Below are 24,514 nucleotides of genomic sequence, written 5' to 3'. Positions count from 1 at the left end.
CCGCCGCCTAACTCTTTACCCGATCAGCGGGCCGCCCGGCCCCACGGTTTCGTCATAGTGCCGCTTCAGTCGAATCAATGCGATGCGCAGCACGATCTTGCCCGACCGTGCCGACCAACCAAGACGCTTTTCGGTGGTCTCCAACCCTTCAAGATAGCAACAACAGCGCAACACCACGTCTGAAAGACCGGGGCCAAGCTCGGCCATGGCATCAGCAACCCTTTTGCGGGCCGCAGAAGCTGCCATAACGCCCGATCTATCGCTCCGCGCCGGCGATGACGACGTGCCGGGTGTTAGAAAATGGTCCCAATTCTGCCCCACCTGCGCGCCCATCTGTGCCAGTTCGAAATCCTCGCGCAGTTGCTCCCCGGCATGGACCAATGTTTCGTCAAGAAAAGGCGCGCCGTTTTTGTCGCGACGACGGGCGAGCGCGGTGAGCGGGCTGTCTGACAGATGATAGCGCGAGCGGCTGCGCGTGGGTTCGACCTCGCCAGCGGATGGCTCTTGGCAAGCATCCTGCCCCGCGAAATTGGCCGGAGCTTCGGCAAAGCCCTTTGCGCTATTAGGTTCGCCCTGTTCTTCGGCCAATTTGCGCAGCGCGGCGCGTCCTGCGTTGGTGATACGGTAGCGGGTGACGCGCCCTGCGGGGCCGGGCGTGATCCAATCCTTCAGCGCCATTGCCTGTGCTACAGCTGCATCAACTACTGCGGTACGCGCGCCGGGGCCACTGTCGCTTTCGCGCACGACCACGGCTTTTTCCATACCATCCGCTACGGCCAAAACCGCGCCAGTCTCTCGCAGGCGGTGCAAGACCCGCAAGGCTTCTATGGCAAAGGTTTGTTCATCTAGAAGTCGGGGAGAGGGTTTGGTCATCGCGGCGGCCTTTCCTGATGAGGAAACGGCAGTATTTTGAAACGCAGGTCGCACCGCTCCGAGTCTGCGCAACGCCGCATCGACCAGCGGATCATCCCGCCGGGTTTCGATACGTCTGATCTGGCGCATGATCGTCGAAGCATGGCACCCCGCCTTGCGGGCCAGCGCCCGAATGGGAGCGCCTGCTTCAGTATGCGCAAGATAGTGCAGCGCCCCATCCGGTACCCATTCCGGCAATAAGGTCTGTTCGGTTTGATGTTGCGCCTTCAATTGACTGCCACTTCCATGTTCGGCGGGCCCAAACCGGGGAGTTATCCCCAGAGATATTCACAGAGTATGAATCCTTTGGTTACCCGTTCGTTAAAATTGTTCGGTTTGAGCAGCATTGTTTCCAAAAGATAAACAGCGGTGAAACCGCCGTACGGCGCGAATGCAGTTCACGCAACACCCGGTAAAGTTGTGAAAGACTTTGGCGACGGTGGTGATTCTCCACCTCGCTGAAAAGGACTATTTGCCATGCAAGATCTGCTAACGATGCTCAACAAACTGCACCGCCCACGCCTGCTAATGCGTGCCGCCAAGATCGGCGCCGACGAGTACGGTCGTGCGACCCATCTGCCGCGACTCCTTGGCTTTGGCGTGCTGCCGCGTCATGCAACCGCGTTGCTTAAACTGATAGAACTGGAGGCCGAGCTCAACACCCAGCGCAAGTCAGGTGATGCGAGCTACAGCCTATTGCGCCACGTCGATGTGCTCATCGCGATGGTGGGTGAAGCCCGTTTCCTAAAATCCGCAACGGACCTCACTCTGGCTGAGTAATATGCCGCCCATCCAGCCCAGCGCTTAGGTAAAGCTATCGGGTTCTGCCGCTTTGCGCTCTGCCACAAAAGCGTCAAGCGCTTCGCGGATGGCCGGATCAAGTGCGGGTTGCTGGTAATCGGCCAGCATCTTTTCGACCCGCGCCGTCGCCAGGGTTTGCGTATCCCGCTCACCTTCGTCGGACCAGGTCTCAAAAGGTTTGTAGTCCAGCAGGTCCGACTTCCAAAACGCATCGCGGAAGTTGTTTTGCGTATGAGCACAGCCGAGGTAATGCCCCCCCGGCCCGACTTCGCGGATCGCGTCCATGGCTTGCGCGTTCTCGTCCATTTCTACCCCACGGGCGAGGTGATGCAACGTGCCAAGCTGGTCGGCATCCATAACGAATTTCTCGAATGAGGATACAAGCCCGCCTTCTAGCCAACCACAGGCGTGCAACATAAAGTTCACGCCGGACAGCAGCCCCATGTTGAGACTGTTGGACGACTCGTACGCCGCCTGTGCATCGGGCAGTTTGGAGCCGTTGAACGACCCGGCGCTGCGGTAAGGCAGGTTCAACCGCCGCGCCAATTGCCCAGCGCCATAGGTGATATGTGCAGCCTCCGGCGTGCCAAAGGTCGGCGCACCGCTGTTCATGTCGATGGAGGTCACGAAGGCGCCCATAATGACAGGCGCACCGGGGCGGACTAATTGGCTATAGGCGATGCCCGCAAGCGTCTCGGCGAGCACCTGTGTCAATGTCCCCGCAACGCTTACCGGGGCCATGGCACCGCCAACGATAAAGGGCGAGATGATGCAGGCTTGATTGTTCTCGGCATAGACCTTGAGCGCACCCATCATCACATCGTCGAATGTCATCGGCGAGTTGATGTTGATGAGCGAGGTCATCACCGTGTTGTCCTGCACGAACTCCTTACCGAAAAGGATACCGCACATATCGACTGAGTCCTGCGCCCGCGAGGGTTCGGTCACCGATCCCATGAACGGCTTGTCGCTCAGCGTCATATGCGCACGCAGCATATCGAGGTGGCGTTTGTTCACCGGGATATCCGTCGGCTCACAGACCGTCCCCCCCGAGTGGTGCAACCATTTGGACATATAGCCGAGCTTCACGAACTTCTCGAAGTCCGTCATCGTGGCATAGCGTCGCCCGCCAACAGCATCGCGCACAAAGGGCGGGCCATAAACGGGGGCGAGGACGAGGCTTTTGCCCCCGATCACCACGTCACGCTCGCGGTTCCGCGCCACCTGGGTGATCGTCGACGGTGCCGTAGCGCAGAGATTGCGCGCCAGCCCACGTGGGATACGCACCCGATCCCCTTGCACATCGGCACCGGCCTCACGCCACAAAGCCAATGCATCGGGGTTATCGGGGAAGTTCACGCCGATCTCTTCGAGCACCGTATCGGCGTTATGCTCAATGATCTCCAGCGCTTCTTCGGTCAGCACTTCGAAGTTCGGGATGTTACGCTCGATATAGCGTGCTGTCTCAAATGACACCGCCGAGCGTGCCGCCCGCCGTGCTGCTCCGCCACCGCCGCGCGTCCGCCGTGCTGATTCCGCCATTGCTCTATCCTTCCCGCAAGTCTTGCCCGTCACTACCCCATTCCCAACACCCCCTTCGCGCGGATAACGCCCCTCCGCGGCAAAAAGCGACATCGCAACCGCGCGAACCGCCAGAGGACGTGAATATTCGCCGCAGCCTCTGCCCAGAACGCCCTTGAGGCTTGCCAGCGCGGCCTCTCGGGCCTAATCACACCCCCATGACAGATATCACCCATGACCGCCTTCTCATCATCGACTTTGGCAGCCAGGTCACGCAGCTTATCGCGCGTCGCCTGCGAGAGCTGAACGTCTTTTGCGAAATCCACCCGTTCAACACGGTGGACGAAGCCTTCCTCAAGGAATTCGCGCCCAAGGCGGTGATCCTGTCGGGTGGCCCGTCCTCTGTGTTTGCCGAAGGCGCGCCAATGCCGCCGCAAGCCGTTTTCGAACTGGGCGTGCCGATGCTTGGCATCTGCTATGGCCAACAGGTGATGATGCATTGCCTTGGCGGTCATGTGGAACGCGGTCACGGCACCGCCGAGTTTGGCCGGGCCTTCGTGACCCCCACAGGCCAGCAGCTTGACCTGCTCGAAGGCTGGTTTGCCACCGACCGCGAGCAAGTCTGGATGAGCCACGGCGACCACGTCAGCAAGATCGCACCGGGGTTTGAGGTCTACGGCACCTCCCCCAACGCGCCATTCGCCATCACCGGGGATGTGTCGCGCAACTTCTACGCGGTGCAGTTCCACCCCGAGGTACACCACACCCCCAACGGCCCGCGTCTTTATGAGAACTTCGTGCGGCTTGCCGGGTTCAAGGGCGACTGGACCATGAGCGCCTACCGCGAGGAAGCCATCGCCGCGATCCGTGAGCAGGTTGGCGACCAAAAGGTGATCTGTGGTCTTTCGGGTGGCGTCGACTCCTCCGTCGCCGCGGTGCTGATCCATGAGGCGATCGGTGACCAACTCACTTGCGTCTTCGTCGACCACGGCTTGCTGCGCAAGGGTGAGGCCGAAGAGGTCGTCACTATGTTCCGCGACCACTACAATATGCCGCTCATTCATGCCGACGAGCAGGAGCTGTTCCTTGGTGAACTCGACGGCGTGTCGGACCCCGAAACCAAGCGCAAGATCATCGGCAAGCTCTTTATCGACGTGTTCCAGAAACACGCCAAGGAAGTGGGCGATGCCACCTTCCTTGCACAAGGCACCCTCTACCCGGATGTGATTGAAAGCGTCTCCTTCTCCGGCGGGCCTTCGGTCACCATCAAGAGCCATCACAACGTCGGCGGCCTGCCCGAGAAGATGGGCCTTAAACTGGTCGAGCCGCTGCGCGAACTCTTCAAAGACGAAGTGCGCGAATTGGGTCGCGAGTTGGGCCTGCCGCCGTCCTTTATCGGTCGCCACCCCTTCCCCGGTCCGGGTCTTGCGATCCGCTGCCCCGGTGAGATCACCCGCGAGAAACTCGACATCCTGCGCGAAGCCGATGCGGTCTATATCGACCAGATCCGCCGCCATGGTCTTTATGACGATATCTGGCAGGCCTTCGTCGCGATCTTGCCCGTGCGCACGGTGGGTGTGATGGGCGATGGCCGTACATACGACTTCGCCTGTGCTCTGCGTGCGGTGACGTCGGTGGATGGGATGACAGCGGATTACTACCCCTTCACCCATGAATTCCTTGGTGAGACCGCCACGCGGATCATCAACGAAGTGCCGGGCATTAACCGCGTCACCTATGACATCACCTCGAAACCTCCGGGCACCATCGAGTGGGAATAACCATGAAGGTGGCCCTAACCGGCCACCTTCGCGGCGCCTCCCGGGCTGAAGCGGACCGGGTACGCGCCGGGCTTGAGACGCATCTGCGGTTGACCCGTGCCGACCCGGGCTGCCTGAGGTTCGACGTCACGCCAACGGACGATCCACTGGTCTGGCGCGTCTCTGAACTCTTCGTCAACCGCGCGGCCTTTGACGCCCACCAAACCCGCGCCGGGGCCTCTGACTGGGCGAGGCTTACCGCTGGGATCACACGCGCGTATAACATTACGGTAATCCCATGACACCGACCTTCCGCGCTGCTCTTTGGATGATTGGCTCAATCGCCTCTTTTTCGGCAATGGCGGTGGCGGGGCGCGAATTGTCGGGCCGCTACGATACTTTTGAGATCATGATGTACCGCAGCGCCTTTGGCGTCATTGTGGTCCTGTCGATCGCTTGGGCGACCGGGGCCTGGCGGCAGATCAACAGACGCAACCTTGGGCTGCAACTGCTGCGCAATATGGCGCATTTCACCGGGCAGAATCTGTGGTTTCTGGCGGTGACGCTGATCCCCCTTGCGCAGGTCTTTGCGATGGAGTTCACCTCGCCGCTGTGGGTGGTCGTCTTGTCGATCTTTCTGCTGGGTGAGCGGCTGACTGCGATGCGGGCATTGGCGGCGCTTATGGGCTTTGTCGGCATATTGATCGTCGCACGCCCTGACATCGGCAACCTGAATCTTGGCATTATCGCTGCAGCCAGTTGTGCGGTGTTCTTTGCCCTGACCAATGTGCTGACCAAACGTCTAACCCGCACGCAGGGCATCACCACAATTCTGTTTTACCTCACCACCACGCAACTGGTCTTTGGCCTGCTAACCGCCGGATACGACGGGGATATTGCCCTGCCCGACGCGGCCAGTCTGCCCTTCCTTGCGCTGGTGGGTGTCTGCGGCCTGCTGGCGCATTATTGCCTGACCAACGCGCTGAGCCTCGCTCCCGCGACGGTAGTAGTCCCGATTGATTTCGTGCGCCTGCCGGTCATCGCAATCATCGGCATGTTGCTCTACGCCGAAGCGCTCGACGTCTGGGTTTTCGTCGGCGCGGCGGTGATCTTTACCGGGAATTATCTCAATCTGTGGCATGAAACACGCAACAAAGCTCCGTCCGCTCCCTGAACCCCGCGTGACCCAAGGTCAGGAATTGACCGGGCGCATCCCCTGTTGCTTACATGCACTCAACCTGTGCGGAGGAGGGTCTGCGCAGAAGTCTTGGGAGAATACATATGAAAACGCATTTCTTGGCCATTCCGGCGCTTTTGGCGTCGACTGCCATGGTCCAAGCCGGCGGTATCGACCGCTCTGGCCAATCCATCAGCGCGTTGTTTGAAAGCGGGCGCTACGCCGAGTTCACTTTTGGCGCGATTTCGCCCGACACGAGCGGCACCTCCACAGCCGCAGTGCCACCGCCTTTCGGTGCTGGTGCCAATTCTGGTGACATGACGTCGAGCTACCTGCAGTTTGGCGCGGCCTACAAGGCCGACATCAACGAACGCCTTTCCTATGCCATCATCTATGACCAACCCTTTGGCGCGGATGTAGATTACCCAAACGGCACCGGCTATTACGCGCAGGGGGCGCAGGCCGATCTTGACAGCCACGCGCTGACCGGGCTGCTGCGCTACAAGCTGCCGAACAACTTCAGCGTTCATGGCGGCATCCGCATCCAGACCATCGAAGCCACCGCGACTGTTCCATTCGTTACCGGAACCACCGGTCCGTTCGCCGGAGCGCCGTATCGTGTTGACGGCGACCGCGATACCGGGGTCGGCTATGCTGTTGGCTTCGCTTACGAAAAGCCTGAAATCGCGATGCGGGTCTCACTGACCTACAACTCGAAGATCAAGCACGATGTTGATACCGTCGAAAACTCGGTTCTTGGCGGCCCCAACCGGTCGACCACCGATATCGAGACGCCGCAATCGGTGAACCTAGCATTCCAGACTGGCATCGCCGCTGACACGCTGCTCTTTGGCGGGGTCCGCTGGGTCGATTGGTCGAACTTCGACATTTCGCCCGCGAACTACGGCACGCTAACTCGCGGCGGTTCGCTGGTCAGCTATGATGACGATGTCTTCACCTACTCGCTTGGCGTTGGCCGCAAGCTCAGCGACACATGGTCCGTCTCGGCCTCCGTTGGCTATGAGAAATCCAACGGTGGTTTCGCTTCCAACCTCGGCCCGACCGATGGCAACAAGAGCCTCGCGCTGGCGGCGATCTATACCCGCGACAATATGAAGATCACCTCGGGCATCCGCTATGTGAACATCGGCGACGCGCAAACCACGCTGAACGGGGCAAACGCCTCCGCTGATTTCGAAGACAACGACGCCGTTGCCTTTGGCGTCAAGGTCGGCTTCACCTTCTAAACCGATTACGATCGCGAAAACCCCGCCGCCCGAACCACTTCGGGCGGCGTTTTTTGTGCATGCGCATCTTTCGGGTCGCCTGAGGCACGGAATGCGCCTACACCACCCCCATGATCATACAAAAGACCATCTCCCCCCGCGCTTGGCTTGAAATGGGGCTGCTGGCCCTTCTCTGGGGCGCGTCATTCGTCGCCGTGCGCGTGGCGCTGGACGAGATCGGGCCGCTAACCTCGGTCGCGCACCGCGTTTTCTGGGCGATGCTGGTGCTCTGGGGCGCAGTGCTGCTGATGCGCCTGCCGCTGCCGCGAGAGCCGCGCATTTGGGCGGCTTTTCTAGTCATGGGACTGTTGAACAATGTGATCCCCTTCTCACTCATGGCATGGGGGCAGTTGCACATCCCCTCGGGTCTCACATCCATCCTCAACGCCGCAACGGCGATCTTTGGCGTGCTCGCGGCGGCGGTCTTTCTGGCGGACGAGCGCATCACCCCGCGCAAAGCGCTTGGCGTTTGCCTTGGCTTTGCCGGGGTCACCACGGCGATTGGTCTCGAAAACCTCAAGAATTTTGACATCGGCAGCCTTGCGCAGCTTGCCGTGCTGGGCGGCGCGATGTCCTATGCCATGGCGGGTGTTTGGGCGCGGAAACATTTTGCGGGCCAGCCGCCGCAACTCGCCTCTGCCGGGATGCTCACCGGGGCGACGCTGATCATGCTGCCGCTTGCATGGGTTGTCGAAGGCCCGCTGACGCTCGACCTCGCCCCCGCCACGCTCGCCGCCATTGCCTATTACGCGCTGGCTGCCACGGCGTTGGCCTATCTGCTCTATTACCGCGTGCTGGCGATGGCGGGCAGCAGCAATCTGATGCTGGTCACGTTGCTGGTTGCCCCCGTGGCGATCCTGCTTGGCGCATGGCTGCGCGATGAAACCCTGCGCCCCGCCGCCTATGCCGGCTTTGTGCTGCTGGCGCTTGGTCTGCTGGTGCTTGATGGCCGCATCTGGCGTCTGGTGAAAGGCTGGGGTAATCAGGGGAAACGAACCTCGTAACCCTCGGTGATCTATGCTCTATCCTACGGCTGAAGACTGGCGCGCTGCCCCGCGCCGCAAGGTGCTGATCTTTGGCATGTCGGGTCTGGGCAAGACCCATCTGGCCAGCATGTTGCGCGACAGCGGTGACTGGTTCCACTACTCCATCGATTACCGCATCGGCACCCGCTATCTGGGCGAGCTCATTGCCGATAATGCCAAGGCAGAGGCGATGAAAGTGCCGTTCCTGCGCGACCTGCTGCTGAGTGACAGCATCTACATCGGCTCCAATATCACCTTCGACAATCTCTCGCCCGTCGCCACATGGCTCGGCAAACCCGGTGACCCTGACCGGGGCGGCTTGCCCATGGCCGAATACGCCAAACGCCAAGAGGCTTTTCGCCGGGCCGAGATCAACGCGCTGCAAGACACCGCCTATTTCGCCAACCGGGCCGAGCAGCTTTATGGCTACCCGCATTTCATCTGCGACACTGGCGGCTCGATCTGCGAATGGGTCGATCCAGAAGACCCAGATGACCCGCTGCTGCGCCAGCTTGCGGAGGAATGTCTGCTGGTCTGGATCAAAGGCGACGAGGCCCATACCCAAGAACTCATCCGCCGCTTTGACAAAGCGCCCAAACCGATGGCCTATCAGCCTGACTTCCTCGCCCGCGCTTGGGCCGATTACCTTGCGGAAAAGAACCTCACCGAAGACGCCGTGAACCCTGACGACTTCATCCGCTGGACCTATGCCGCCGCCCTGTCGCACCGCCAGCCGCGCTACGCGGCGATGGCGAAATGGGGTGTCACCATCACGCCCGCCGACATTGACGCGTTGCACGCGCCGCAAGACTTCACCGACCTCGTCGCCCAGCGTCTGCCCGGTGGTGGTTGAACCGCGCCGGCCTGATATTATCTGACTGCTCTAGTCCGCCAGAAAGACCTGTCCCATGCCCATTAAAATCCCCGCCCGCCTGCCTGCCTTTGACGTTCTGCGCAACGAAGGTGTCATGGTGCTGGACGAGGAACTGGCCGCACGGCAGGACATCCGGCCTCTGCGCATCGCACTGCTGAACCTGATGCCGAAAAAGATTCAGACGGAGAACCAATTCGCCCGTCTGATCGGCGCAACGCCTTTGCAGATTGAGTTGAGCCTCATCCGCATGTCCGACCACCAAGCCCGCAATACGGCCGCTGAACATATGGAAAGCTTTTACCGACCATTTGAGGAGATGAAGGACGAGAAATTCGACGGTCTCATCATCACCGGCGCACCGATTGAGCACCTCAACTTTGACGAGGTGACCTATTGGCAGGAACTGCGTGAGGTCATGGAATGGACGCAGACCAATGTTCATTCCACCTTTGGCGTCTGCTGGGGTGGGATGGCGATGATCAACCACTTCCACGGCGTCAAGAAACACATGCTTTCCGAAAAAGCCTTCGGGTGCTTCCGCCACCAAAACCTCGCGCCCGCCTCGCCCTATCTGCGCGGCTTTTCGGATGATTGCACCGTGCCTGTCTCGCGCTGGACCGAAATCCGGCAGGAGGAAGTTGACGCGCACTCCGACCTAACCACCCTCTTGGGCAGTGACGAAGTCGGCCCCTGTTTGATCGAAGATCCGGCGCACCGCGCACTCTATGTGTTTAATCACTTTGAGTATGACCGCGACACGCTCAAGCAAGAGTATGACCGCGATGTCGAAAACGGCGTGCCAATCAACGTGCCTTGCAACTACTACCCCGACGACGATCCCAGCCGCACCCCGGTCAACCGTTGGCGCAGCCATGCCCATCTGCTCTATGGCAATTGGATCAATGAGATCTATCAGACGACCCCCTTCGATATGAACGAGATTGGCCGTTAAGCTTTTGATATTCCTAACAGTAGCCGTGGTGCTTCTCGTTGGCGTCACCCAATGGCGGGCGCGGACGCAGGAGGCCGCAGCCGAAGCCCGCCATCCGCCCGAGGGCCAGATCATCGACGTGGATGGCCTTGCGGTCCATGCCAAGATCATCGGCAGCGGCCCTGATCTGGTGCTGATCCACGGCGCCAGCGGCAACCTGCGCGATTTTACCATGGGTTTCGCCGAACGTCTGAGCGACCGCTACCGCGTCATCCTGTTTGACCGCCCCGGCATGGGCTATACCGCGCGCCTGCCCGGCAAGCGCGGCGCATGGAACCCGCTGGGAGAATCGCCACAGGAACAGGCTGCTTTGCTGCAACAGGCCGCCGATCAACTGGGCGTCGAAAACCCTATCGTCATGGGCCATAGCTTCGGCGGTGCCGTGGCGCTGGCATGGGGCTTGGCGCGACCCGATCAGACCGCCGCACTGGTGCTGGTCTCTGCCGTGTCCGAGCCTTGGCCCGGCGGCTTGGGCTGGCTTTACAATGTCACCGCCTCGCGGCTTGGCGGTGCGCTGTTTATCCCCGCCGTGACCGCCTTTGTACCCGAACGCGTCGTCGACGGCAGCATTGAGGCCATCTTCGCCCCGCAAACCCCGCCGGAAGGTTACGCCGAGCACATCGGCGCGGGCCTCACCCTGCGCCGCCGCAGCAGCCGCGCCAATGCGCAGCAGGTGCACCAGTTGCGCCCGCATGTGGTTGAAATGGCGACGCAATATAATCGTCTCACCCTTCCGGTAGAGATCATCCACGGTGATGCCGACACCATCGTCCCGATGCATATTCACGCCGAAGAATTGGTCAAAGACCTCCCCAATGGCACCCTCACCCGTTTGCATGGCATGGGCCATATGCCCCATCATGCCGACCCACAGGCGGTGGTGGACGCCATTGACCGCGCCGCCGCACGTGCGGGTTTGCGTTAAGGCGCTTAACATCCCATATTACAACAAGAACAGCCCGACAGGAGCGCCCATGGATCTGCCTTTTAACGGCGCAATCAGCGCCTTTTTCGAGAATGACGCCCCTGAGGATGTCCGCCAAGCAATCCGCCGTGCTGACAGGGACGATATCCTGTCGCCGTCCTACCCGCACGCCGAACGCCTGTCGCGCAAGACCTATGAGCGCGACTATGACCGTTTGCAGATCGAAATGGTGAAGCTGCAATCTTGGGTACGCGAAAGTGGCGCGCGCGTGGCGCTGGTGTTCGAAGGCCGCGATGCCGCAGGCAAAGGCGGCACAATCCGCCGGATGCGCGACAATCTTAACCAGCGTGCAGCGCGGGTTGTGGCCCTCTCCAAACCCACCGAGAAAGAGCGCGGTGAGTGGTATTTTCAGCGTTATATCAAACACCTGCCTACCGCAGGCGAAATGGTGTTCTATGACCGTTCGTGGTACAACCGCGGCGTGGTCGAGCCGGTTTTTGGCTTTTGCACCCCCGGCCAGCGTGAACATTTTTTCCAACAAGTCACGCCCTTCGAGCAGATGCTGGTCGAAGACGGCATCCACCTGTTCAAATTCTGGCTCAACGTCGGACGGGCCGAGCAGCTCCGCCGGATGCTGTCGCGTGAACACGATCCGCTGAAGCAGTGGAAACTGAGCAAGATCGACGTGCAGGGACTGTCCAAATGGGACGAATATTCCGCAGCCATCGCCGACACACTGGCCCGCAGCCACACCGCTGAGACGCCTTGGACCATCATTCGCTCTGACGACAAACGCCGCGCCCGTTTGGCCGCGATGCGCCATGTGCTCCATTCCTTTGACTACCCACAAAAGGATGCAAAGGCGATCGGCGCGATTGACCCCACGATCTGTGGCGGGCCGGATCTTTGGGATGCCTAAACGCGGCTATCATCACGGCAACCTGCGCCAAGCGCTGATTGACGCCGCGCTTGAGTTGATCGAGCAGCGCGGGCCGACCGGGTTTACCCTGTCAGAGGCCGCCAAACGCGCGGGCGTGACCCCGGCTGCCGTGTACCGTCACTTTGAGGGCCGCGAAGATCTCATCGCAGAGGCCGCGCATCAGGGCTATGATATCTTTGCGGAGTTGATGGAGGTCGCCTATGAATCGGGCCAACCCTCGGCGCTGAAGGCATTTGAAGCCACAGGCCGCGCCTACCTCGCCTTTGCGCGCAAACATCCCGGTCATTACATCGCCATGTTCGAATCCGGCATCTCGGTCAACCGCACGCCGGAACTGGCCCATGCCGCCAACCGTGCCAATGGCGTGTTGGAACGTGCCGCAGCAGACCTGAGCCAACACATCCCCGCAGACAAACGTCCGCCTGCCTCCATGTTCTCGGCCCATATCTGGGCGATGAGCCACGGCGTGGTTGAGCTTTTCGCACGCAACTCACCGGGCCGCGCCTCGCCTTTTCCGGCAGATGATCTGCTAGAGACGGGAATCGGGATTTACCTGCGCGGATTGGGGCTGGTTAGCCCGGACGAGTGAGACAGTTTCGCCGCATAGGTATTGTCCACATCTCTAATCTCCTGCCCTCACCCATAGGAAGATAAGAAATGCGGATCTTAACCAAATTGCAGTCACCGTCCGAGTTATCGTTCGGACAAAGCTTGAGGGCTGGAACGGAGATCACACTGATGAACTGCGGCAAGCGGATAACCATAGTTGACCACATTACCTTAAGCTATGATGCGTTTGATCACGCAGAAGACCCTGAAATAATAAGGATCGATGGAGATTGGCACGTCTTACTGTAGCTGTCTGAGGGCCGGATGATATTTCCGGCCCGTTTCTTTACACCGCCAGCTTCATGGCCTGCAAAACATCCGCCGCAATCTCAAACGAGCGCAACCGCGCCCCGTGATCGTGGATTTGGCCGGTCAAGATCAGCTCATCTGGTCGGTACTGCGCGATCAGCGTCTCAAGCTGACGTTTCACCGTCTCCGGGCTGCCCACCGCGGTGACGCGCAGCGCATGATCGACCCCTTGCCGCAGTGCGGCCCCGATTTCAGCGTCGATGTCATCCACCGGGCGCGGGAGTTTGCCGGGGCGGCCCGTGCGCAGGCGGGCAAAGGCTTGCTGCATAGAGGTGCGCAGGTATGCGCCTTGTGCGTCAGTCTCTGCCGCAAAGACGTTCACAGCCAACATAAAGCGCGGGGCGGCGCAGGCTTCGGACGGCTTAAAATCACGGCGGTAGATCGCGGTCGCTTCCTCCAACGCATCCGGCGCGAAATGCGAAGCAAAGGCATAGGGCAGCCCAAAATGCGCCGCGAGTTGCGCGCCGTAAAGCGAAGAGCCCAGTATCCAGATCGGCACATGCGTCCCCTCCCCGGGATGCGCCCGCACCGGTGCGCTTGGGTTCGGCGCACCGAGATAGGACATCAGTTCTGCCACATCATCGGGGAAGTGATCCGCACCGCTCATCCCGCGCCGGAGCGCCCGCATCACCGCTTGGTCGCCCCCCGGCGCACGGCCCAGCCCCAGATCAATCCGGTCCCCATGGATCGCGGCCAGCGTGCCAAATTGTTCGGCAATCGCCAGCGGCGCGTGGTTGGGCAGCATGACCCCGCCCGCGCCAACGCGAATATGTTTGGTGTGATCCGCCACATGGCCCAAAAGCACTGAGGTCGCGGCCGATGCGATCCCCGGCATATTATGATGTTCCGCCATCCAAAACCGGTGATAGCTCTTAGCTTCGGCCAATTGGGCTAAGGCCACGGAATTGCGGATCGCTGTGCTGGCATCGGCCCCTTCAGGCACCGGGGCGAGGTCAAGAACGGAATACTGCATGGGGGTCTCCTGTGTTCTGTCACATATAAGCGCAGGGGCGGCACTTCGGAACCGCACAGGAACGAAAAAGAGATACGTTCGCACCGTTTCTTGCATAACATAAAAATGCGCGGATGCATGGCCGCTATGCGCATTAAACCATTGATGCCCCTTGATTGCAGGCCTATCCGCAAAGCGTTTTCAATCCTACCCGGCAGTTGTGTCGGGTCGCAATCAAGGCAACGGCCATGACATCTAAAATTCTTCTGGGGGTTAGCCTTTCGGCTGCGCTTCTTTCCACCGCCGCCTCTGCGCAGGACAATATCGCCACTGGCTTTGACCCGGTGCTTGAGACCGCGCCGATGGGTTGGTCTGCGGGCGTGTCCAGCTCGGTGGACATTGACCCCGACAGGTTCCACCACCTTGACCATGAAGTCGAAGCCTATGTGGAAATGTCCTTTGGCGGGTTTCACAGCGGGTTCAGCGCGACGTCGATCCATGACGACCCGGTCAACGATGTAGAGCTTGAACTCGATCTCGGCTACGGCGAAGACTTCGGCCAAGACATGAGCTGGGACCTGAGCTATTCCTATGCATGGCTCGACGGCTCCAAAGACCACAGCGAAGAGATCACCGGCACGTTGGGCTTCCCCATCGGCCGCGACGTAACAGGTGCTGTGGCAGTGATCCTCGACCCCGACACCGGCGACAGCGATCAGGAGTTCGCCTTTGCGGCGCCTCTGACCGAGCAGTGGTCCCTTGTCGGTCTGGTTGGCAACTCTGACCGCGACGACAACCTCTATGCCGAGGCCGGCGTTGTCTATGACATGGGCAACGGTATGGCGTTTGAGGCGATCTATGAAGACACCAACGACAGCGACGGCGTGCTGGGCCTGACCGTCAGCTACGAGATCGGCAACTAAGCTAACCTTACAAGCGAAACACAGGGCCGTTGCGGATTACCCGCTGCGGCCTTTCTTGTAGGGTGTGCTACGCTGCGGGCATTTCGACACGCAGCGCCCGCTTTCGATCAGGTGATAGATTGGGCGTATGCTTCCAATTGCGTCGCGACAGTCCCCCAACCGTCAAAAAAGCCCATGTCTTCATGGCTCTGCCGGGCTTCTGGCGAGCGATGTCGCGCGGTTACAGTATAGGTCGTGCCGCCATTTCCATCGTCTTCAAATTCGATGATAGCGGTCATGAACGGATCAGCGGCAGGCTTCCAGCCCTCGCGGTAAGTGTCCGTAAATACGAGCTTCTTGCCGTCCACAATCTCCAGATATACGCCCTCATTCTCCATCAAATTGCCTTCGACATTCATCGTGGTGTTGAACTTGCCGCCCACACGCAGGTCGATCTCGCATGTCTCAATCCTATGCGGCTTAGGCACAAAGAAGTGCTTGATGTGCTCGGGGGTGGTCCAGCATTCCCACAAGACTGAACGAGGTGCATGGATCGTTCGGGTAAACGTAAGATCAGTTTTCGGATCAAGGTTCATTTATCGCGCTCCTGCATGAGGTTGGTGATATAGTCGTCAAACTGGTCAAGCCGACCTTCCCAGATGGCGTTTTGTTCTGACAGCCAATCTTGCACGGGTTTGAATGCGTCCGGCGCCAAGCGGCAGATGCGGGTTCGACCTTTTTTCTCAGTTGAGATGAATCCGGCCGCTTCAAGCTTTTGTAAATGCGCCATGAAGGATGGCAGAGCCATATCATGCGGTTCCGCCAGTTCACTCGTTGTCGCCTCCCCACGTGCGAGGCGCTGAAGGATGAGCCGCCGCGTTGGGTCGCCGAGGGCCGAAAAGCAAAGATCCAGGTGAAACTTAGACATGCTCCTAACTAACCTGCAAAGCTCGATCGGTCAACTTAGTTAGGCAAATACCTAAGCAATGCCAAAGCCGCCCTGCGCTGTGCTTTTCAGAATAGGCAGGGCGATGCGCCGGACACGGCTCCCAAACGAAAAAGGGCCACCCAATCGGGCGGCCCTTTCGCAAACTCTCTTGGTAAGCTTAACGCTTGGAGAACTGGAAGCTCCGACGCGCTTTGGCCTTACCGTATTTCTTCCGCTCTACGACGCGGCTGTCGCGGGTCAGGAAGCCTGCCGCTTTCAGCGCACCGCGCAGGGAGGGATCGTAAAGCTGCAGGGCCTTGGAGATACCGTGCTTAACCGCACCCGCTTGACCAGACAGACCGCCGCCTTTGACCGTTGCGAAGACGTCGAACTGGCCTTCGGTGTTGGTGATGCCGAAAGGCTGGGCGAGGATCAACTGCTGCACGGGGCGTGCAAAGTATTCGTTCTGCGGCTTGCCGTTGACGACAACCTTGCCGGAACCGGGCTTGATCCAAACGCGGGCGACCGCGTCTTTACGTTTGCCGGTGGCATAGGCGCGGCCCAGTTCGTCACGAACCGGCTCACGTGGGGTCATTTCGGTTTCGGTGCCCTGCACGCCGCCGATGTTCTCGGTCACAGCAGCTTCGAGACCTTCAAGTGTTTTGATTTCGTCAGCCATGCTCATGCACTCCGCGTGTTTTTCTTGTTCATGGACTTAACGTCCAGAACTTCGGGGCTCTGCGCCTCATGGGGGTGTTCGCTACCTGCATAGACGCGCAGGTTGGTCATGATCTGGCGGCTCAGGCGGTTGCCGGGCAGCATGCGCTTGACCGCTTGGGTCACAACACGCTTAGGATGCGCGCCTTCAAGGATCTGCTCCTTGGTGCGCGATTTGATCCCGCCGGGGTGGCCGGTGTGCCAGTAGAAGTGCTCTTCGCGCTTCTTGCCGGTCATCTGCACCTTCTCGGCGTTGATGACGATCACATTGTCACCGCAATCCATATGCGGTGTGAAGGACGGCTTGTGTTTGCCGCGCAGGCGCGTGGCGATGATCGAGGCGAGACGGCCCAGCACGACGCCTTCGGCGTCAATGATGATCCATTTCTTTTCGATATCTGCCGGTGTCGCAGAAAAGGTTTTCATGGATGAATTCCCGTTTGAGGTTGGTCGAACGAGGATTCCCCCGCCCGCTATCTGATGGAGGGGTTATATAGATGCGCAATGCCGGGTCAAGCGCAGCAAGATAGGATTAATCGGGCGAAAACAACGCCTTGTGATTTAGGTATAATAATACCCCACAAATTTACACGCTGATTTGCTCGGGCGGGTTGTCCAATAAGCAGCGCAGCCGCTGCATCGCCGCTTCAAAGGACTTGAGCGAGACATGCGCGTTCACCGCAATCCGCACCGCATGGGGGGCGCGGCCATCGCGCAGGGCGAATTCATCGGCGGAGCGGATTTGCACCCCTTGTGCTTCTGCCGCGCGGCAAAAGCCTGCGGCGCGCCACCCCGGCGGCAAGTGCAGCCACAGAAACGGCACATCACGCGAGTAGCGCAGGTCATGCCCGCCAAGGTGATTCACCGCGATCTGCACATATTCCGCCAACCGTTCGCGGATCTCGGCGCAGATCGTTTTCATACGCGGATCGGTCAGCAGGATACGCGTGGCTTCGGCCAAGGGGCGGGCAAGGCCAAAGTAGCCATATTCCGCCACTCTCCGCAGGTCCGCCGAACGTCCCACCGGGGCAAGTGCAAAGCCCACCCGCAGCGCAGGTGTTAGCTCTTTTGAAATCGAAGACACATGCCAGACATGCTCAGGCCACAGCGAGCGGTAACTCGGCGCGCGGGCCGTGCCCATGCGGTAGCAATCGTCCTCCAGTATCTCCAACCCGTGCCGCCGGGCCACCTCTAGCAGATCGCGGCGCCGGGCAAGGCTGGTGTGGCTGCCGGTTGGATTGTGAACCTCAGGCGTGGTGCAAAAGACCTGAGCGCCACTGTCCCGCGCGGCCTTGTCCAACGCTTCGGGGATCACGCCTTCTTCGTCCATTGCCACGCCGACCACCTCAGCGCGCAAGACCTCCGCCGCCCGGCGAAACCCGGCGTAGGACAGGTCTTCAACCAACATCACGGGTTTTGGCCCTGAAAGGATGGCTTGCAGGACCAATACAATTCCGCTTTGCCCGCCATGCGACAGCACAACGTCGCGCTCATGCACCGGACCTAACGACAGATGCGCCAACCAGTCGATCACCGCTTGCCGCACCGGGGCATAGGCGTCGCGTGTCGGGTAGTTCATAAAGTCTTCGCCCGGCCCATCCGCCACCTGCCGCAGCGCGTTGCGGATCACCGCGATCTGCCCCATGTCCGGCAGTCGCGGGCTAAACAGACTTACGGCATTGGTCTCAGCGACTTCTAACTCTTTAATCCAGTTGCCCTGTTCGCGATTCCAGACATCTTCACGGATAGCGATCTGAGGCGGCGCAACAAAGGTGCCGCGCCCTACTTCGGCCTCTAACAGCCCTTCGTCGGTGAGGATCGTATAGGCCCGCGCCACCGTGCCGGGCGTGATGCCCAACTGATAGGCCAATTCCCGGACCGGAGGCAGCTTGTCCCCCACGGCCAGCGCGTCAGAAGCGATCCCGTCCCGGATCGTCTGAGCGACCAATTTATACTTCGGCCCCTGCCCTTCGGCGAGCTTTGGCTGCCAGATTGTACCCATTACAATATTCCTATGGTCAAATTGTATCGCTCTTTGTACCTTAGTAACTGTAGACATTCTACACATTGTGTCAATACAATTAGGAGATTCCCCATGACACAGGCACGCCCCTTGAGCGCCGATGCGATGACATTGATGACATACCGCGCCCTGCCGGTCCCTGCGGTGATCGCGCTGCGCTTTGCGGCTGTCATGACGACATGGGCGACCCGCCGTCGCACCCGCCGCACGCTCGCATCGCTTGAGCCGTGGCAGTTGCAGGACGCGGGACTAACACCGGAACAGGCCTCTGAGGAGGCGTCCCGTGTGTTCTGGCAGGCGTAGCTTCCCTGTGGCGTAGGCCAGACCTCTTCCTGGGCCGGGTTTTCCCCGGCCCTTTTTTTGTGGCTTTCTTGCGCCCGGAATCAAGCCGCAGGCGCCGGGCCATCGCCTGCCCGTCCCGGCGGGCTGGCGATTTGGTGAGGCTGAACGCAAGCTTTAGGGGTCGTGTATGCGCTGCACCATAAAGTGGCACAGATCACCGTTGCGATCGCCACCCCACGGGCAGCCGATGGCCCTGAGTCCTACCCCTTCACCGGCGGAATCGCATAGGTCAGGCTCGCCCGCGCCACCGGCTTATCCGACCCTTCCGAATAGATCAGCACATCCGTCACCGACAATTGCCGCCCCAGCTTCAGCAGCTTCGCCTTGGCAATCAAATGCACATCCGCCAGCGGCTTGCGCATGAAATCAATCGAGCAATTCGTCGTCACCGCCAAGGCCTGCGGCCCGATCATCGCCAGCGTCACGAGATAAGCCGCCACATCCGCCAGCGCGAACATCGACGGACCCGACACCGTCCCCCCCGGCCGCAGATGTCGCCGACCCGTCAACAAACGCATGGTGATCTCATTCTCCGCCACATGATCCACCGCGAAATCATCCGCCACCTGATCAAAGACCTCGCGCATGAACGCTTCCAATGCCTTAGCATCCATCTTGACGGCCATACTTGTTCTCCCTGCTTGCCTCGGCGTAACGTTGGCGTGACCAGCTTGGGAGGGCAAGGTGACAATTCTTGACGTTACGGCACAGGGGCCGATCACCCATCTGCGCATGAACGCGCCCGAACGGCTAAACGCGCTGTCAGACGAAATGATCGCCGCCTTGCACAGCCAACTCGACGCGCTCGCCGAAGACCGCGATACCCGCGTCATCATCCTATCCGGCGCCGGCAAAGCCTTCTGCGCTGGCCACGACCTGCGCCAGATGACCGCCATGCGCCAAGCCGAAGACGGCGGAGCCGCTGCCTTCAAAGACCTCTTCGACCGCTGCGCCGCCCTCATGGCCCGCATCCAAAGCCTGCCGCAGCCTGTCATCGCCCAAGTCCACGGCATCGCCACCGCCGCAGGCTGCCAATTGGTCGCCACCTGCGATCTGGCCATCGCCGCCGAGGATACGCGCTTCGGCGTCAACGGCGTGAACATTGGCCTCTTTTGCTCGACCCCCATGGTCGCGCTCACCCGCAACATCCCGCGCAAACAGGCGCTTGAGATGCTCACCACCGGGGAGTTCATCCCCGCCCCCCGCGCGGCTGAGCTGGGCCTCATCAATCGCGCGGTGCCGTCCGACCAACTCGAAACTGAAACCCAAGCCCTCGCCGAAAAGATCGCCGCCAAACTCGGTTCTGCCGTCACCCACGGCAAAGCCGCTTTCTATAAGCAACTATCCCTGCCCACGGCTGACGCCTATGCCTTCACCGGCGATGTCATGGTCCGCAATATGCTCGACGCCAACACCCGCGAGGGGATCGACGCCTTCTTGCAAAAGCGTCCCCCAGATTGGTCCCAGTGATTGTTTCCAAAAAAGCAGCGCACTGTTGCAAATTGACTACTGGCAATTCTGGCATAATTGGGGCAAAGATAGGACAAGGCCACAGGCTTGATGCTTTTGGGTCGCCGTGGGCGGAAGGTCCCTCCGGGTCAGCCTCTCACTGACCGACCATCCCCGCAGCGGCGACCCCAAAACCATTCTCCCACATACCGTCCGCTCTTGCCGGTTGCGCGCCGGGCTGCCCTGTCCTACATCGCCCCCATGACAGATACATTGCACATCATCGGCGGCGGCATGGCCGGATCAGAGGCTGCTTGGCAGGCCGCAAACGCGGGCGTCCAAGTGGTCATCCACGAAATGCGCCCCAAGGTCGAGACCTTCGCCCATCAAACCGGGCTTCTGGGCGAGATGGTTTGCTCCAACTCCTTCCGTTCGGACGATGACGAGCAAAACGCCGTGGGCCTGCTCCATTGGGAAATGCGTGCAGCGAACGGCCTCATCATGGCCAGCGCCGACAAAAACCGCCTGCCTGCTGGTGGCGCATTGGCGGTGGACCGCGATCCCTTCGCACAGACCGTCACTGATACGCTTCTCGCCCACCCCAACGTCTCCGTTGAATATGGCGAGATCACCGAGCTTCCCCGCGAGGGCAAGTGGATCATCGCCACCGGCCCGCTCACCTCTGGCGCGCTGGCCGAAGCGATTGCAGCGGAAACCGGCGCCGAAGCGCTCGCCTTTTTCGACGCCATCGCCCCCATCGTCTATTTCGACAGCATCGACATGTCGAAAGCGTGGATGCAGTCGCGTTACGACAAGGGCGAGACCGAGGAGGAGCGCACCGCCTACCTCAACTGCCCGATGGACAAACAGCAATACGACGATTTCATCGACGCGCTGTTGGAAGCCGAGAAAACCGAGTTCCGCGAGGGCGAAACCGCAGGCTACTTTGACGGCTGCCTGCCCATCGAAGTCATGGCCGAACGCGGCCGCGAGACCCTGCGCCACGGGCCAATGAAACCCGTGGGCCTGACCAATCCGCACCAGCCGGCTGTCAAAGCCCACGCCGTGGTACAACTGCGCCGCGACAACAAGCTTGGCACGCTCTATAACATCGTCGGCTTCCAAACCAAGATGAAGTACGGCGCACAAACCGATGTTTTCAAACGCATTCCTGGCCTCGAGAACGCACGATTTGCGCGTCTTGGCGGCATCCACCGCAACTCCTTTATCAACTCACCGACACTGCTTGACGATCAAATGCGCCTGCGCAGCCGCGACAATATCCGCTTTGCGGGACAGATCACCGGCGTCGAAGGCTATGTCGAAAGCGCCGCCATGGGCCTGCTCGCTGGACGCATGGCCGCCGCAGAGATCAAAGGCGGCAGCCTGCCCACCCCGCCCGACAGCACCGCCACCGGCGCGCTGATCACCCACATCACCGGCGGCGCAGAGGCTAAGACTTTTCAACCGATGAACGTGAACTTTGGCCTATTTCCCCCGGTGGAGGGGCTGAAATCCGGTCGTCGGGGCCGCAAGGATCGTTACAAAGCTTATACCGACCGCGCCAAGGCAGCATGGCAGGACTGGCTTAACCAGGGTTAATGCTGGACGCTCCTTTCTAACCCACATAGGCTGGAAACATGACAGAGCGACATATCGACAGAGCCTACGCGGCGCGTGATCCTGATGAGATCCGCCAGATCTACGACGAATGGGCATCAACCTACGAAAAAGATGTCCAAGAACAGGGCTATGCCACACCCGAACGCGCGGCAGTGGCCTTGACCGAATTCATATCGGACAAAGACCAACCAATCTTGGACATCGGCTGCGGCACCGGGCTTTCCGGCGCCGCGTTCAAAGCGGCGGGCTTCACCACGATTGACGGGGCCGACCCCTCTGAAGCAATGCTGGAGGAAACGCGGAAAAAGGACATATATCGCAACCTGTTAAAGATCGATCCTCATGCGGAACTGCCGTTTTCCAGCGGTGCTTATCAGACGATTACAGCGATTGGTGTTATCGGTCCGGGTGCTGCGCCAATTTCTTTGTTCGACGCGGTGATGCATAAATTAAATAAGGGCGGTAAGCTTCTGTTTTCGCTAAATGATCATGCCGTCGTTGACAGCGGCACTCTGGGCATGATCCATGAATGGACTGACTGCGGCGCAGCCGTCTTGCTCATGGCCGAGGATGGCCCCCACCTGCCGGGGCTGGACTTGAACGCCACCCTATATCTTATTGAAAAGTCTTGACCTTCACGACCCGATTTGCCCCATCCCCAACCGGCCCTCTGCACCTAGGCCACGCCTATTCTGCAGCACTGGCCTATGACATGGCGCAGGCGCAGGGCGGTCAATTTTTGCTTCGGATAGAGGATATAGACCAATCCCGTGCGCGTCCTCGCTGGGAGGCACAGATTTACCGCGATCTTGCATGGTTGGGCCTTAGCTGGCCTGAGCCGGTGATGCGACAGTCCGACCGGTTTGCGCACTATCAGCAGACCTTAGACCGGCTTTGGCACCAAGGCTTGCTCTATGCCTGCACGTGCAACCGCCGCGATATCCTCGCCGCTACCGCCGCACCGCAGGAAGGCGCTGAACCTCCCATTGGGCCTGACGGTATTATCTACCCCGGCACCTGCCGCCACGCGGGCCATGCGCGCGATGCGGGCGCCTTGCGGTTGGATATGTCTAAAGCGTTGCAATGGCTCGGATATCCGCCCCTGTCCTTTTTCGAAGATGGGATCGGGCCAGAGAATGAAACCGGCGAAATTGCTGTGCAGCCTGCGTATCTCACCCGGCATGTAGGGGATGTGGTCCTCGCCCGCCGCGACATGGGAACGTCGTATCATCTGGCCGTCGTCTTGGACGATGCGGCGCAATCGGTAAGCCATGTGGTTAGGGGCCGCGATCTTTTCGAGGCCACCTATATTCACCGCCTCCTGCAAGCGCTGCTCGACCTGCCCGTACCGCGCTACCACCACCACCGCCTGATCCGCGATGATGCAGGCAAGCGACTGGCAAAACGCGACGACGCACGGGCCATTGCGCTCTACCGCGAGAATGGAGTCTCACCTGAGGATTTACGAGCGATGGTAGGGCTTTAGACGGTTCTCTTAAAGCTGTGGCTCCATCAATTCCACTTCTTCGCCGCCCTCGACCCCCGTGTAGAAACAGCTTCGCCGCCCTGTGTGGCAGGCGGGCCCAGACTGGTTCACCAACAGCAGCAGGCAATCGCGGTCGCAATCGACCCGCATTTCGACCAGTTCCTGCACATTGCCGCTGGTCTCGCCCTTGACCCAGAACGCCTGCCGCGACCGGCTCCAATAGGTGACCTTGCCGCTTTGCAATGTCCGCGCGATGCTTTCTGCGCTCATCCAAGCCAACATGAGCACCTCATGGGTCTTGGCATCCTGCGCAATAGCCGGAACAAGGCCCGCGTCGTTGAATTCAAGACTTGCTGGATCGAATGTCATCAGGCACCTCAATGGAAAGATTTGCATCTGCGTCTGCGGCGCTTATGTAGGGCTTTGATAAAAAAAGGAACAGCCATGTCGGATGAGACGGACCTCATCAAGCTCTACTCCGCCCGCATTCTGGCCCTGGCGGCGGATATTCCGCATCTGGGCCGTCTGGAGAATCCGCAAGCCAGCGTGAAACGCCGCTCGCCCCTATGTGGCTCGACCATCACTGTGGACGTGCGCATGGCAAACGGGCAACTGTCCGAGATGAAGCAAGATGTGAAAGCTTGCGCGTTGGGCCAAGCCGCAGCGGCAGTGGTTGGTGCAGCGGCCTTGGGCAGCACCGTCGAAGAGGTTACCCGCGCACGCGATCAACTGCGGGCCATGTTGAAAGAAGACGGTCCGCCCCCCGAGGCGCCTTTTGACGGGCTTGAAGTGCTTACCCCGGCGACCGCTTATAAAAATCGCCATGCTTCCATCATGCTAAGCCTTGATGCGTTGCAAGAAGCCATGCAGCAGGCTGAAACCCAGTAGCAGGTTGCACGCCGCTGTATCGAAGTGACATCGGCCCCCAACTCTCTCCCCCCCATAAAAAAAACGCCGCACAT

At 60.1% G+C, this 24,514-nt stretch carries 28 protein-coding genes; 18 read left to right on the top strand and 10 right to left on the bottom strand.

The annotated features are described in order from the left end of the window. Positions 1-15: 15 nt before the first annotated feature. Complete coding sequence (locus HTT03_RS02285) at positions 16-1,110, bottom strand: DUF6456 domain-containing protein (protein ID WP_174858955.1); 1,095 nt, start codon at positions 1,108-1,110, stop codon at positions 16-18. Between the two features lie 279 nt (positions 1,111-1,389). Between HTT03_RS02285 and HTT03_RS02280 the strand changes: the two genes are divergently transcribed. Then, the gene (locus HTT03_RS02280) at positions 1,390-1,692 is read left to right on the top strand and encodes a DUF6477 family protein (RefSeq protein WP_174858264.1); all 303 of its coding nucleotides are present in this window, start codon (positions 1,390-1,392) and stop codon (positions 1,690-1,692) included. A gap of 24 nt (positions 1,693-1,716) precedes the next feature. Here HTT03_RS02280 and HTT03_RS02275 read toward each other — a convergent pair whose 3' ends face one another. After that, the gene (locus HTT03_RS02275) at positions 1,717-3,255 is read right to left on the bottom strand and encodes a trimethylamine methyltransferase family protein (protein ID WP_174858263.1); all 1,539 of its coding nucleotides are present in this window, start codon (positions 3,253-3,255) and stop codon (positions 1,717-1,719) included. A gap of 197 nt (positions 3,256-3,452) precedes the next feature. Here HTT03_RS02275 and guaA point away from each other — a divergent pair, with 197 nt between their 5' ends. From guaA to HTT03_RS02225, 10 genes are all read left to right on the top strand, one after another. Beyond that, complete coding sequence (gene guaA, locus HTT03_RS02270) at positions 3,453-5,015, top strand: glutamine-hydrolyzing GMP synthase (protein WP_174858262.1); 1,563 nt, start codon at positions 3,453-3,455, stop codon at positions 5,013-5,015. Positions 5,016-5,017: 2 nt separating this feature from the next. Beyond that, positions 5,018-5,296: a putative quinol monooxygenase gene (locus HTT03_RS02265; protein WP_174858261.1), complete on the top strand. Its 279-nt coding sequence runs from the start codon at positions 5,018-5,020 to the stop codon at positions 5,294-5,296. Beyond that, entirely contained in the window at positions 5,293-6,168 is an 876-nt protein-coding gene (locus HTT03_RS02260) for a DMT family transporter (protein WP_174858260.1), read from the top strand. Before HTT03_RS02265 ends, HTT03_RS02260 begins: the two co-directional genes overlap by 4 nt. Before the next feature lie 107 nt (positions 6,169-6,275). Further along, positions 6,276-7,418: an OmpP1/FadL family transporter gene (locus HTT03_RS02255; RefSeq protein ID WP_174858259.1), complete on the top strand. Its 1,143-nt coding sequence runs from the start codon at positions 6,276-6,278 to the stop codon at positions 7,416-7,418. 110 nt (positions 7,419-7,528) lie between these two features. Beyond that, positions 7,529-8,461, top strand: a complete 933-nt coding sequence (locus tag HTT03_RS02250; RefSeq protein ID WP_174858258.1) for a DMT family transporter — start codon at positions 7,529-7,531, stop codon at positions 8,459-8,461. A gap of 13 nt (positions 8,462-8,474) precedes the next feature. After that, on the top strand, positions 8,475-9,335 hold the full coding sequence (locus HTT03_RS02245) for an ATPase (protein WP_174858257.1): 861 nt from the start codon (positions 8,475-8,477) through the stop codon (positions 9,333-9,335). Positions 9,336-9,390: 55 nt separating this feature from the next. Next, positions 9,391-10,308, top strand: coding sequence for a homoserine O-acetyltransferase MetA (metA, locus tag HTT03_RS02240; protein WP_174858256.1), 918 nt, complete (start codon positions 9,391-9,393; stop codon positions 10,306-10,308). A 25-nt stretch (positions 10,309-10,333) separates the two neighbouring features. Next, the gene (locus HTT03_RS02235) at positions 10,334-11,272 is read left to right on the top strand and encodes an alpha/beta fold hydrolase (protein ID WP_343035643.1); all 939 of its coding nucleotides are present in this window, start codon (positions 10,334-10,336) and stop codon (positions 11,270-11,272) included. A gap of 49 nt (positions 11,273-11,321) precedes the next feature. Next, positions 11,322-12,191 (top strand): polyphosphate kinase 2, encoded by an 870-nt coding sequence (gene ppk2 / locus HTT03_RS02230; RefSeq protein WP_174858254.1) that lies wholly within the window; start codon positions 11,322-11,324, stop codon positions 12,189-12,191. Next, the gene (locus HTT03_RS02225) at positions 12,184-12,801 is read left to right on the top strand and encodes a TetR/AcrR family transcriptional regulator (protein ID WP_174858253.1); all 618 of its coding nucleotides are present in this window, start codon (positions 12,184-12,186) and stop codon (positions 12,799-12,801) included. The genes ppk2 and HTT03_RS02225 overlap by 8 nt, the downstream gene beginning before the upstream one ends. Before the next feature lie 306 nt (positions 12,802-13,107). On the opposite strand, the gene HTT03_RS02220 is transcribed toward HTT03_RS02225, so the two are convergent. Then, positions 13,108-14,103: an LLM class flavin-dependent oxidoreductase gene (locus HTT03_RS02220; protein WP_174858252.1), complete on the bottom strand. Its 996-nt coding sequence runs from the start codon at positions 14,101-14,103 to the stop codon at positions 13,108-13,110. A gap of 227 nt (positions 14,104-14,330) precedes the next feature. Between HTT03_RS02220 and HTT03_RS02215 the strand changes: the two genes are divergently transcribed. Continuing rightward, positions 14,331-15,005 (top strand): TorF family putative porin, encoded by a 675-nt coding sequence (locus tag HTT03_RS02215; protein ID WP_174858251.1) that lies wholly within the window; start codon positions 14,331-14,333, stop codon positions 15,003-15,005. Positions 15,006-15,112: 107 nt separating this feature from the next. Here HTT03_RS02215 and HTT03_RS02210 read toward each other — a convergent pair whose 3' ends face one another. The 5 genes from HTT03_RS02210 to HTT03_RS02190 all read right to left on the bottom strand — a co-directional run bounded on the left by HTT03_RS02210 (position 15,113) and on the right by HTT03_RS02190 (position 18,631). After that, positions 15,113-15,580 (bottom strand): SRPBCC family protein, encoded by a 468-nt coding sequence (locus HTT03_RS02210; RefSeq protein WP_174858250.1) that lies wholly within the window; start codon positions 15,578-15,580, stop codon positions 15,113-15,115. Then, positions 15,577-15,912 carry an ArsR/SmtB family transcription factor gene (locus HTT03_RS02205; RefSeq protein ID WP_174858249.1) on the bottom strand — a complete coding sequence of 112 codons (336 nt, stop codon included), beginning with the start codon at positions 15,910-15,912 and terminating at the stop codon, positions 15,577-15,579. The genes HTT03_RS02210 and HTT03_RS02205 overlap by 4 nt, the downstream gene beginning before the upstream one ends. A gap of 178 nt (positions 15,913-16,090) precedes the next feature. Beyond that, the gene (gene rpsI, locus HTT03_RS02200; RefSeq protein ID WP_174858248.1) at positions 16,091-16,591 is read right to left on the bottom strand and encodes a 30S ribosomal protein S9; all 501 of its coding nucleotides are present in this window, start codon (positions 16,589-16,591) and stop codon (positions 16,091-16,093) included. Positions 16,592-16,593: 2 nt separating this feature from the next. Further along, positions 16,594-17,055, bottom strand: coding sequence for a 50S ribosomal protein L13 (gene rplM, locus HTT03_RS02195; RefSeq protein ID WP_174858247.1), 462 nt, complete (start codon positions 17,053-17,055; stop codon positions 16,594-16,596). Positions 17,056-17,215: 160 nt separating this feature from the next. Beyond that, entirely contained in the window at positions 17,216-18,631 is a 1,416-nt protein-coding gene (locus HTT03_RS02190) for an aminotransferase-like domain-containing protein (protein WP_174858246.1), read from the bottom strand. A gap of 93 nt (positions 18,632-18,724) precedes the next feature. Between HTT03_RS02190 and HTT03_RS02185 the strand changes: the two genes are divergently transcribed. Beyond that, on the top strand, positions 18,725-18,955 hold the full coding sequence (locus HTT03_RS02185) for a YjiS-like domain-containing protein (protein ID WP_174858245.1): 231 nt from the start codon (positions 18,725-18,727) through the stop codon (positions 18,953-18,955). A 239-nt stretch (positions 18,956-19,194) separates the two neighbouring features. Here the strand turns inward: HTT03_RS02185 and HTT03_RS02180 are convergent, their stop codons facing one another. Further along, entirely contained in the window at positions 19,195-19,620 is a 426-nt protein-coding gene (locus HTT03_RS02180; RefSeq protein WP_174858244.1) for a PaaI family thioesterase, read from the bottom strand. Positions 19,621-19,678: 58 nt separating this feature from the next. Here HTT03_RS02180 and HTT03_RS02175 point away from each other — a divergent pair, with 58 nt between their 5' ends. From HTT03_RS02175 to gluQRS, 4 genes are all read left to right on the top strand, one after another. Then, the gene (locus HTT03_RS02175) at positions 19,679-20,464 is read left to right on the top strand and encodes an enoyl-CoA hydratase (RefSeq protein ID WP_174858243.1); all 786 of its coding nucleotides are present in this window, start codon (positions 19,679-19,681) and stop codon (positions 20,462-20,464) included. Between the two features lie 240 nt (positions 20,465-20,704). Further along, a complete protein-coding gene (gene trmFO, locus HTT03_RS02170; RefSeq protein ID WP_174858242.1) occupies positions 20,705-22,045 on the top strand; it encodes a methylenetetrahydrofolate--tRNA-(uracil(54)-C(5))-methyltransferase (FADH(2)-oxidizing) TrmFO in 1,341 nt (446 codons plus the stop codon). Between the two features lie 38 nt (positions 22,046-22,083). Further along, positions 22,084-22,698: a class I SAM-dependent DNA methyltransferase gene (locus HTT03_RS02165; RefSeq protein WP_174858241.1), complete on the top strand. Its 615-nt coding sequence runs from the start codon at positions 22,084-22,086 to the stop codon at positions 22,696-22,698. Further along, positions 22,695-23,552 (top strand): tRNA glutamyl-Q(34) synthetase GluQRS, encoded by an 858-nt coding sequence (gene gluQRS / locus HTT03_RS02160; protein WP_174858240.1) that lies wholly within the window; start codon positions 22,695-22,697, stop codon positions 23,550-23,552. Before HTT03_RS02165 ends, gluQRS begins: the two co-directional genes overlap by 4 nt. Before the next feature lie 9 nt (positions 23,553-23,561). On the opposite strand, the gene hisI is transcribed toward gluQRS, so the two are convergent. Continuing rightward, complete coding sequence (hisI, locus tag HTT03_RS02155) at positions 23,562-23,921, bottom strand: phosphoribosyl-AMP cyclohydrolase (protein WP_174858239.1); 360 nt, start codon at positions 23,919-23,921, stop codon at positions 23,562-23,564. Positions 23,922-23,996: 75 nt separating this feature from the next. Between hisI and HTT03_RS02150 the strand changes: the two genes are divergently transcribed. Continuing rightward, entirely contained in the window at positions 23,997-24,440 is a 444-nt protein-coding gene (locus tag HTT03_RS02150) for an iron-sulfur cluster assembly scaffold protein (protein WP_174858238.1), read from the top strand. Positions 24,441-24,514: the final 74 nt, after the last annotated feature.

The sequence above is a fragment of the Sulfitobacter maritimus genome, assembly GCF_013346665.1.
Taxonomy (GTDB): domain Bacteria; phylum Pseudomonadota; class Alphaproteobacteria; order Rhodobacterales; family Rhodobacteraceae; genus Sulfitobacter; species Sulfitobacter maritimus.
The sequence above is the reverse complement of the archived record's forward strand: the minus strand, read 5'-3'. Positions and strand labels throughout refer to the sequence as shown.

Coding starts and splice junctions, on each gene's coding strand:
- HTT03_RS02215 (WP_174858251.1), top strand. CDS start 14,331: ATGACATCTAAAATTCTTCTGGGGGTTAGCCTTTCGGCTGCGCTTCTT.
- rpsI (WP_174858248.1), bottom strand. CDS start 16,591: ATGGCTGACGAAATCAAAACACTTGAAGGTCTCGAAGCTGCTGTGACC.
- HTT03_RS02265 (WP_174858261.1), top strand. CDS start 5,018: ATGAAGGTGGCCCTAACCGGCCACCTTCGCGGCGCCTCCCGGGCTGAA.
- HTT03_RS02190 (WP_174858246.1), bottom strand. CDS start 18,631: ATGGGTACAATCTGGCAGCCAAAGCTCGCCGAAGGGCAGGGGCCGAAG.
- HTT03_RS02245 (WP_174858257.1), top strand. CDS start 8,475: ATGCTCTATCCTACGGCTGAAGACTGGCGCGCTGCCCCGCGCCGCAAG.
- HTT03_RS02260 (WP_174858260.1), top strand. CDS start 5,293: ATGACACCGACCTTCCGCGCTGCTCTTTGGATGATTGGCTCAATCGCC.
- hisI (WP_174858239.1), bottom strand. CDS start 23,921: ATGACATTCGATCCAGCAAGTCTTGAATTCAACGACGCGGGCCTTGTT.
- ppk2 (WP_174858254.1), top strand. CDS start 11,322: ATGGATCTGCCTTTTAACGGCGCAATCAGCGCCTTTTTCGAGAATGAC.
- HTT03_RS02220 (WP_174858252.1), bottom strand. CDS start 14,103: ATGCAGTATTCCGTTCTTGACCTCGCCCCGGTGCCTGAAGGGGCCGAT.
- HTT03_RS02255 (WP_174858259.1), top strand. CDS start 6,276: ATGAAAACGCATTTCTTGGCCATTCCGGCGCTTTTGGCGTCGACTGCC.
- HTT03_RS02180 (WP_174858244.1), bottom strand. CDS start 19,620: ATGGCCGTCAAGATGGATGCTAAGGCATTGGAAGCGTTCATGCGCGAG.
- HTT03_RS02280 (WP_174858264.1), top strand. CDS start 1,390: ATGCAAGATCTGCTAACGATGCTCAACAAACTGCACCGCCCACGCCTG.
- rplM (WP_174858247.1), bottom strand. CDS start 17,055: ATGAAAACCTTTTCTGCGACACCGGCAGATATCGAAAAGAAATGGATC.
- HTT03_RS02225 (WP_174858253.1), top strand. CDS start 12,184: ATGCCTAAACGCGGCTATCATCACGGCAACCTGCGCCAAGCGCTGATT.
- HTT03_RS02275 (WP_174858263.1), bottom strand. CDS start 3,255: ATGGCGGAATCAGCACGGCGGACGCGCGGCGGTGGCGGAGCAGCACGG.
- metA (WP_174858256.1), top strand. CDS start 9,391: ATGCCCATTAAAATCCCCGCCCGCCTGCCTGCCTTTGACGTTCTGCGC.
- guaA (WP_174858262.1), top strand. CDS start 3,453: ATGACAGATATCACCCATGACCGCCTTCTCATCATCGACTTTGGCAGC.
- HTT03_RS02205 (WP_174858249.1), bottom strand. CDS start 15,912: ATGTCTAAGTTTCACCTGGATCTTTGCTTTTCGGCCCTCGGCGACCCA.
- HTT03_RS02185 (WP_174858245.1), top strand. CDS start 18,725: ATGACACAGGCACGCCCCTTGAGCGCCGATGCGATGACATTGATGACA.
- trmFO (WP_174858242.1), top strand. CDS start 20,705: ATGACAGATACATTGCACATCATCGGCGGCGGCATGGCCGGATCAGAG.
- HTT03_RS02250 (WP_174858258.1), top strand. CDS start 7,529: ATGATCATACAAAAGACCATCTCCCCCCGCGCTTGGCTTGAAATGGGG.
- HTT03_RS02210 (WP_174858250.1), bottom strand. CDS start 15,580: ATGAACCTTGATCCGAAAACTGATCTTACGTTTACCCGAACGATCCAT.
- HTT03_RS02150 (WP_174858238.1), top strand. CDS start 23,997: ATGTCGGATGAGACGGACCTCATCAAGCTCTACTCCGCCCGCATTCTG.
- HTT03_RS02165 (WP_174858241.1), top strand. CDS start 22,084: ATGACAGAGCGACATATCGACAGAGCCTACGCGGCGCGTGATCCTGAT.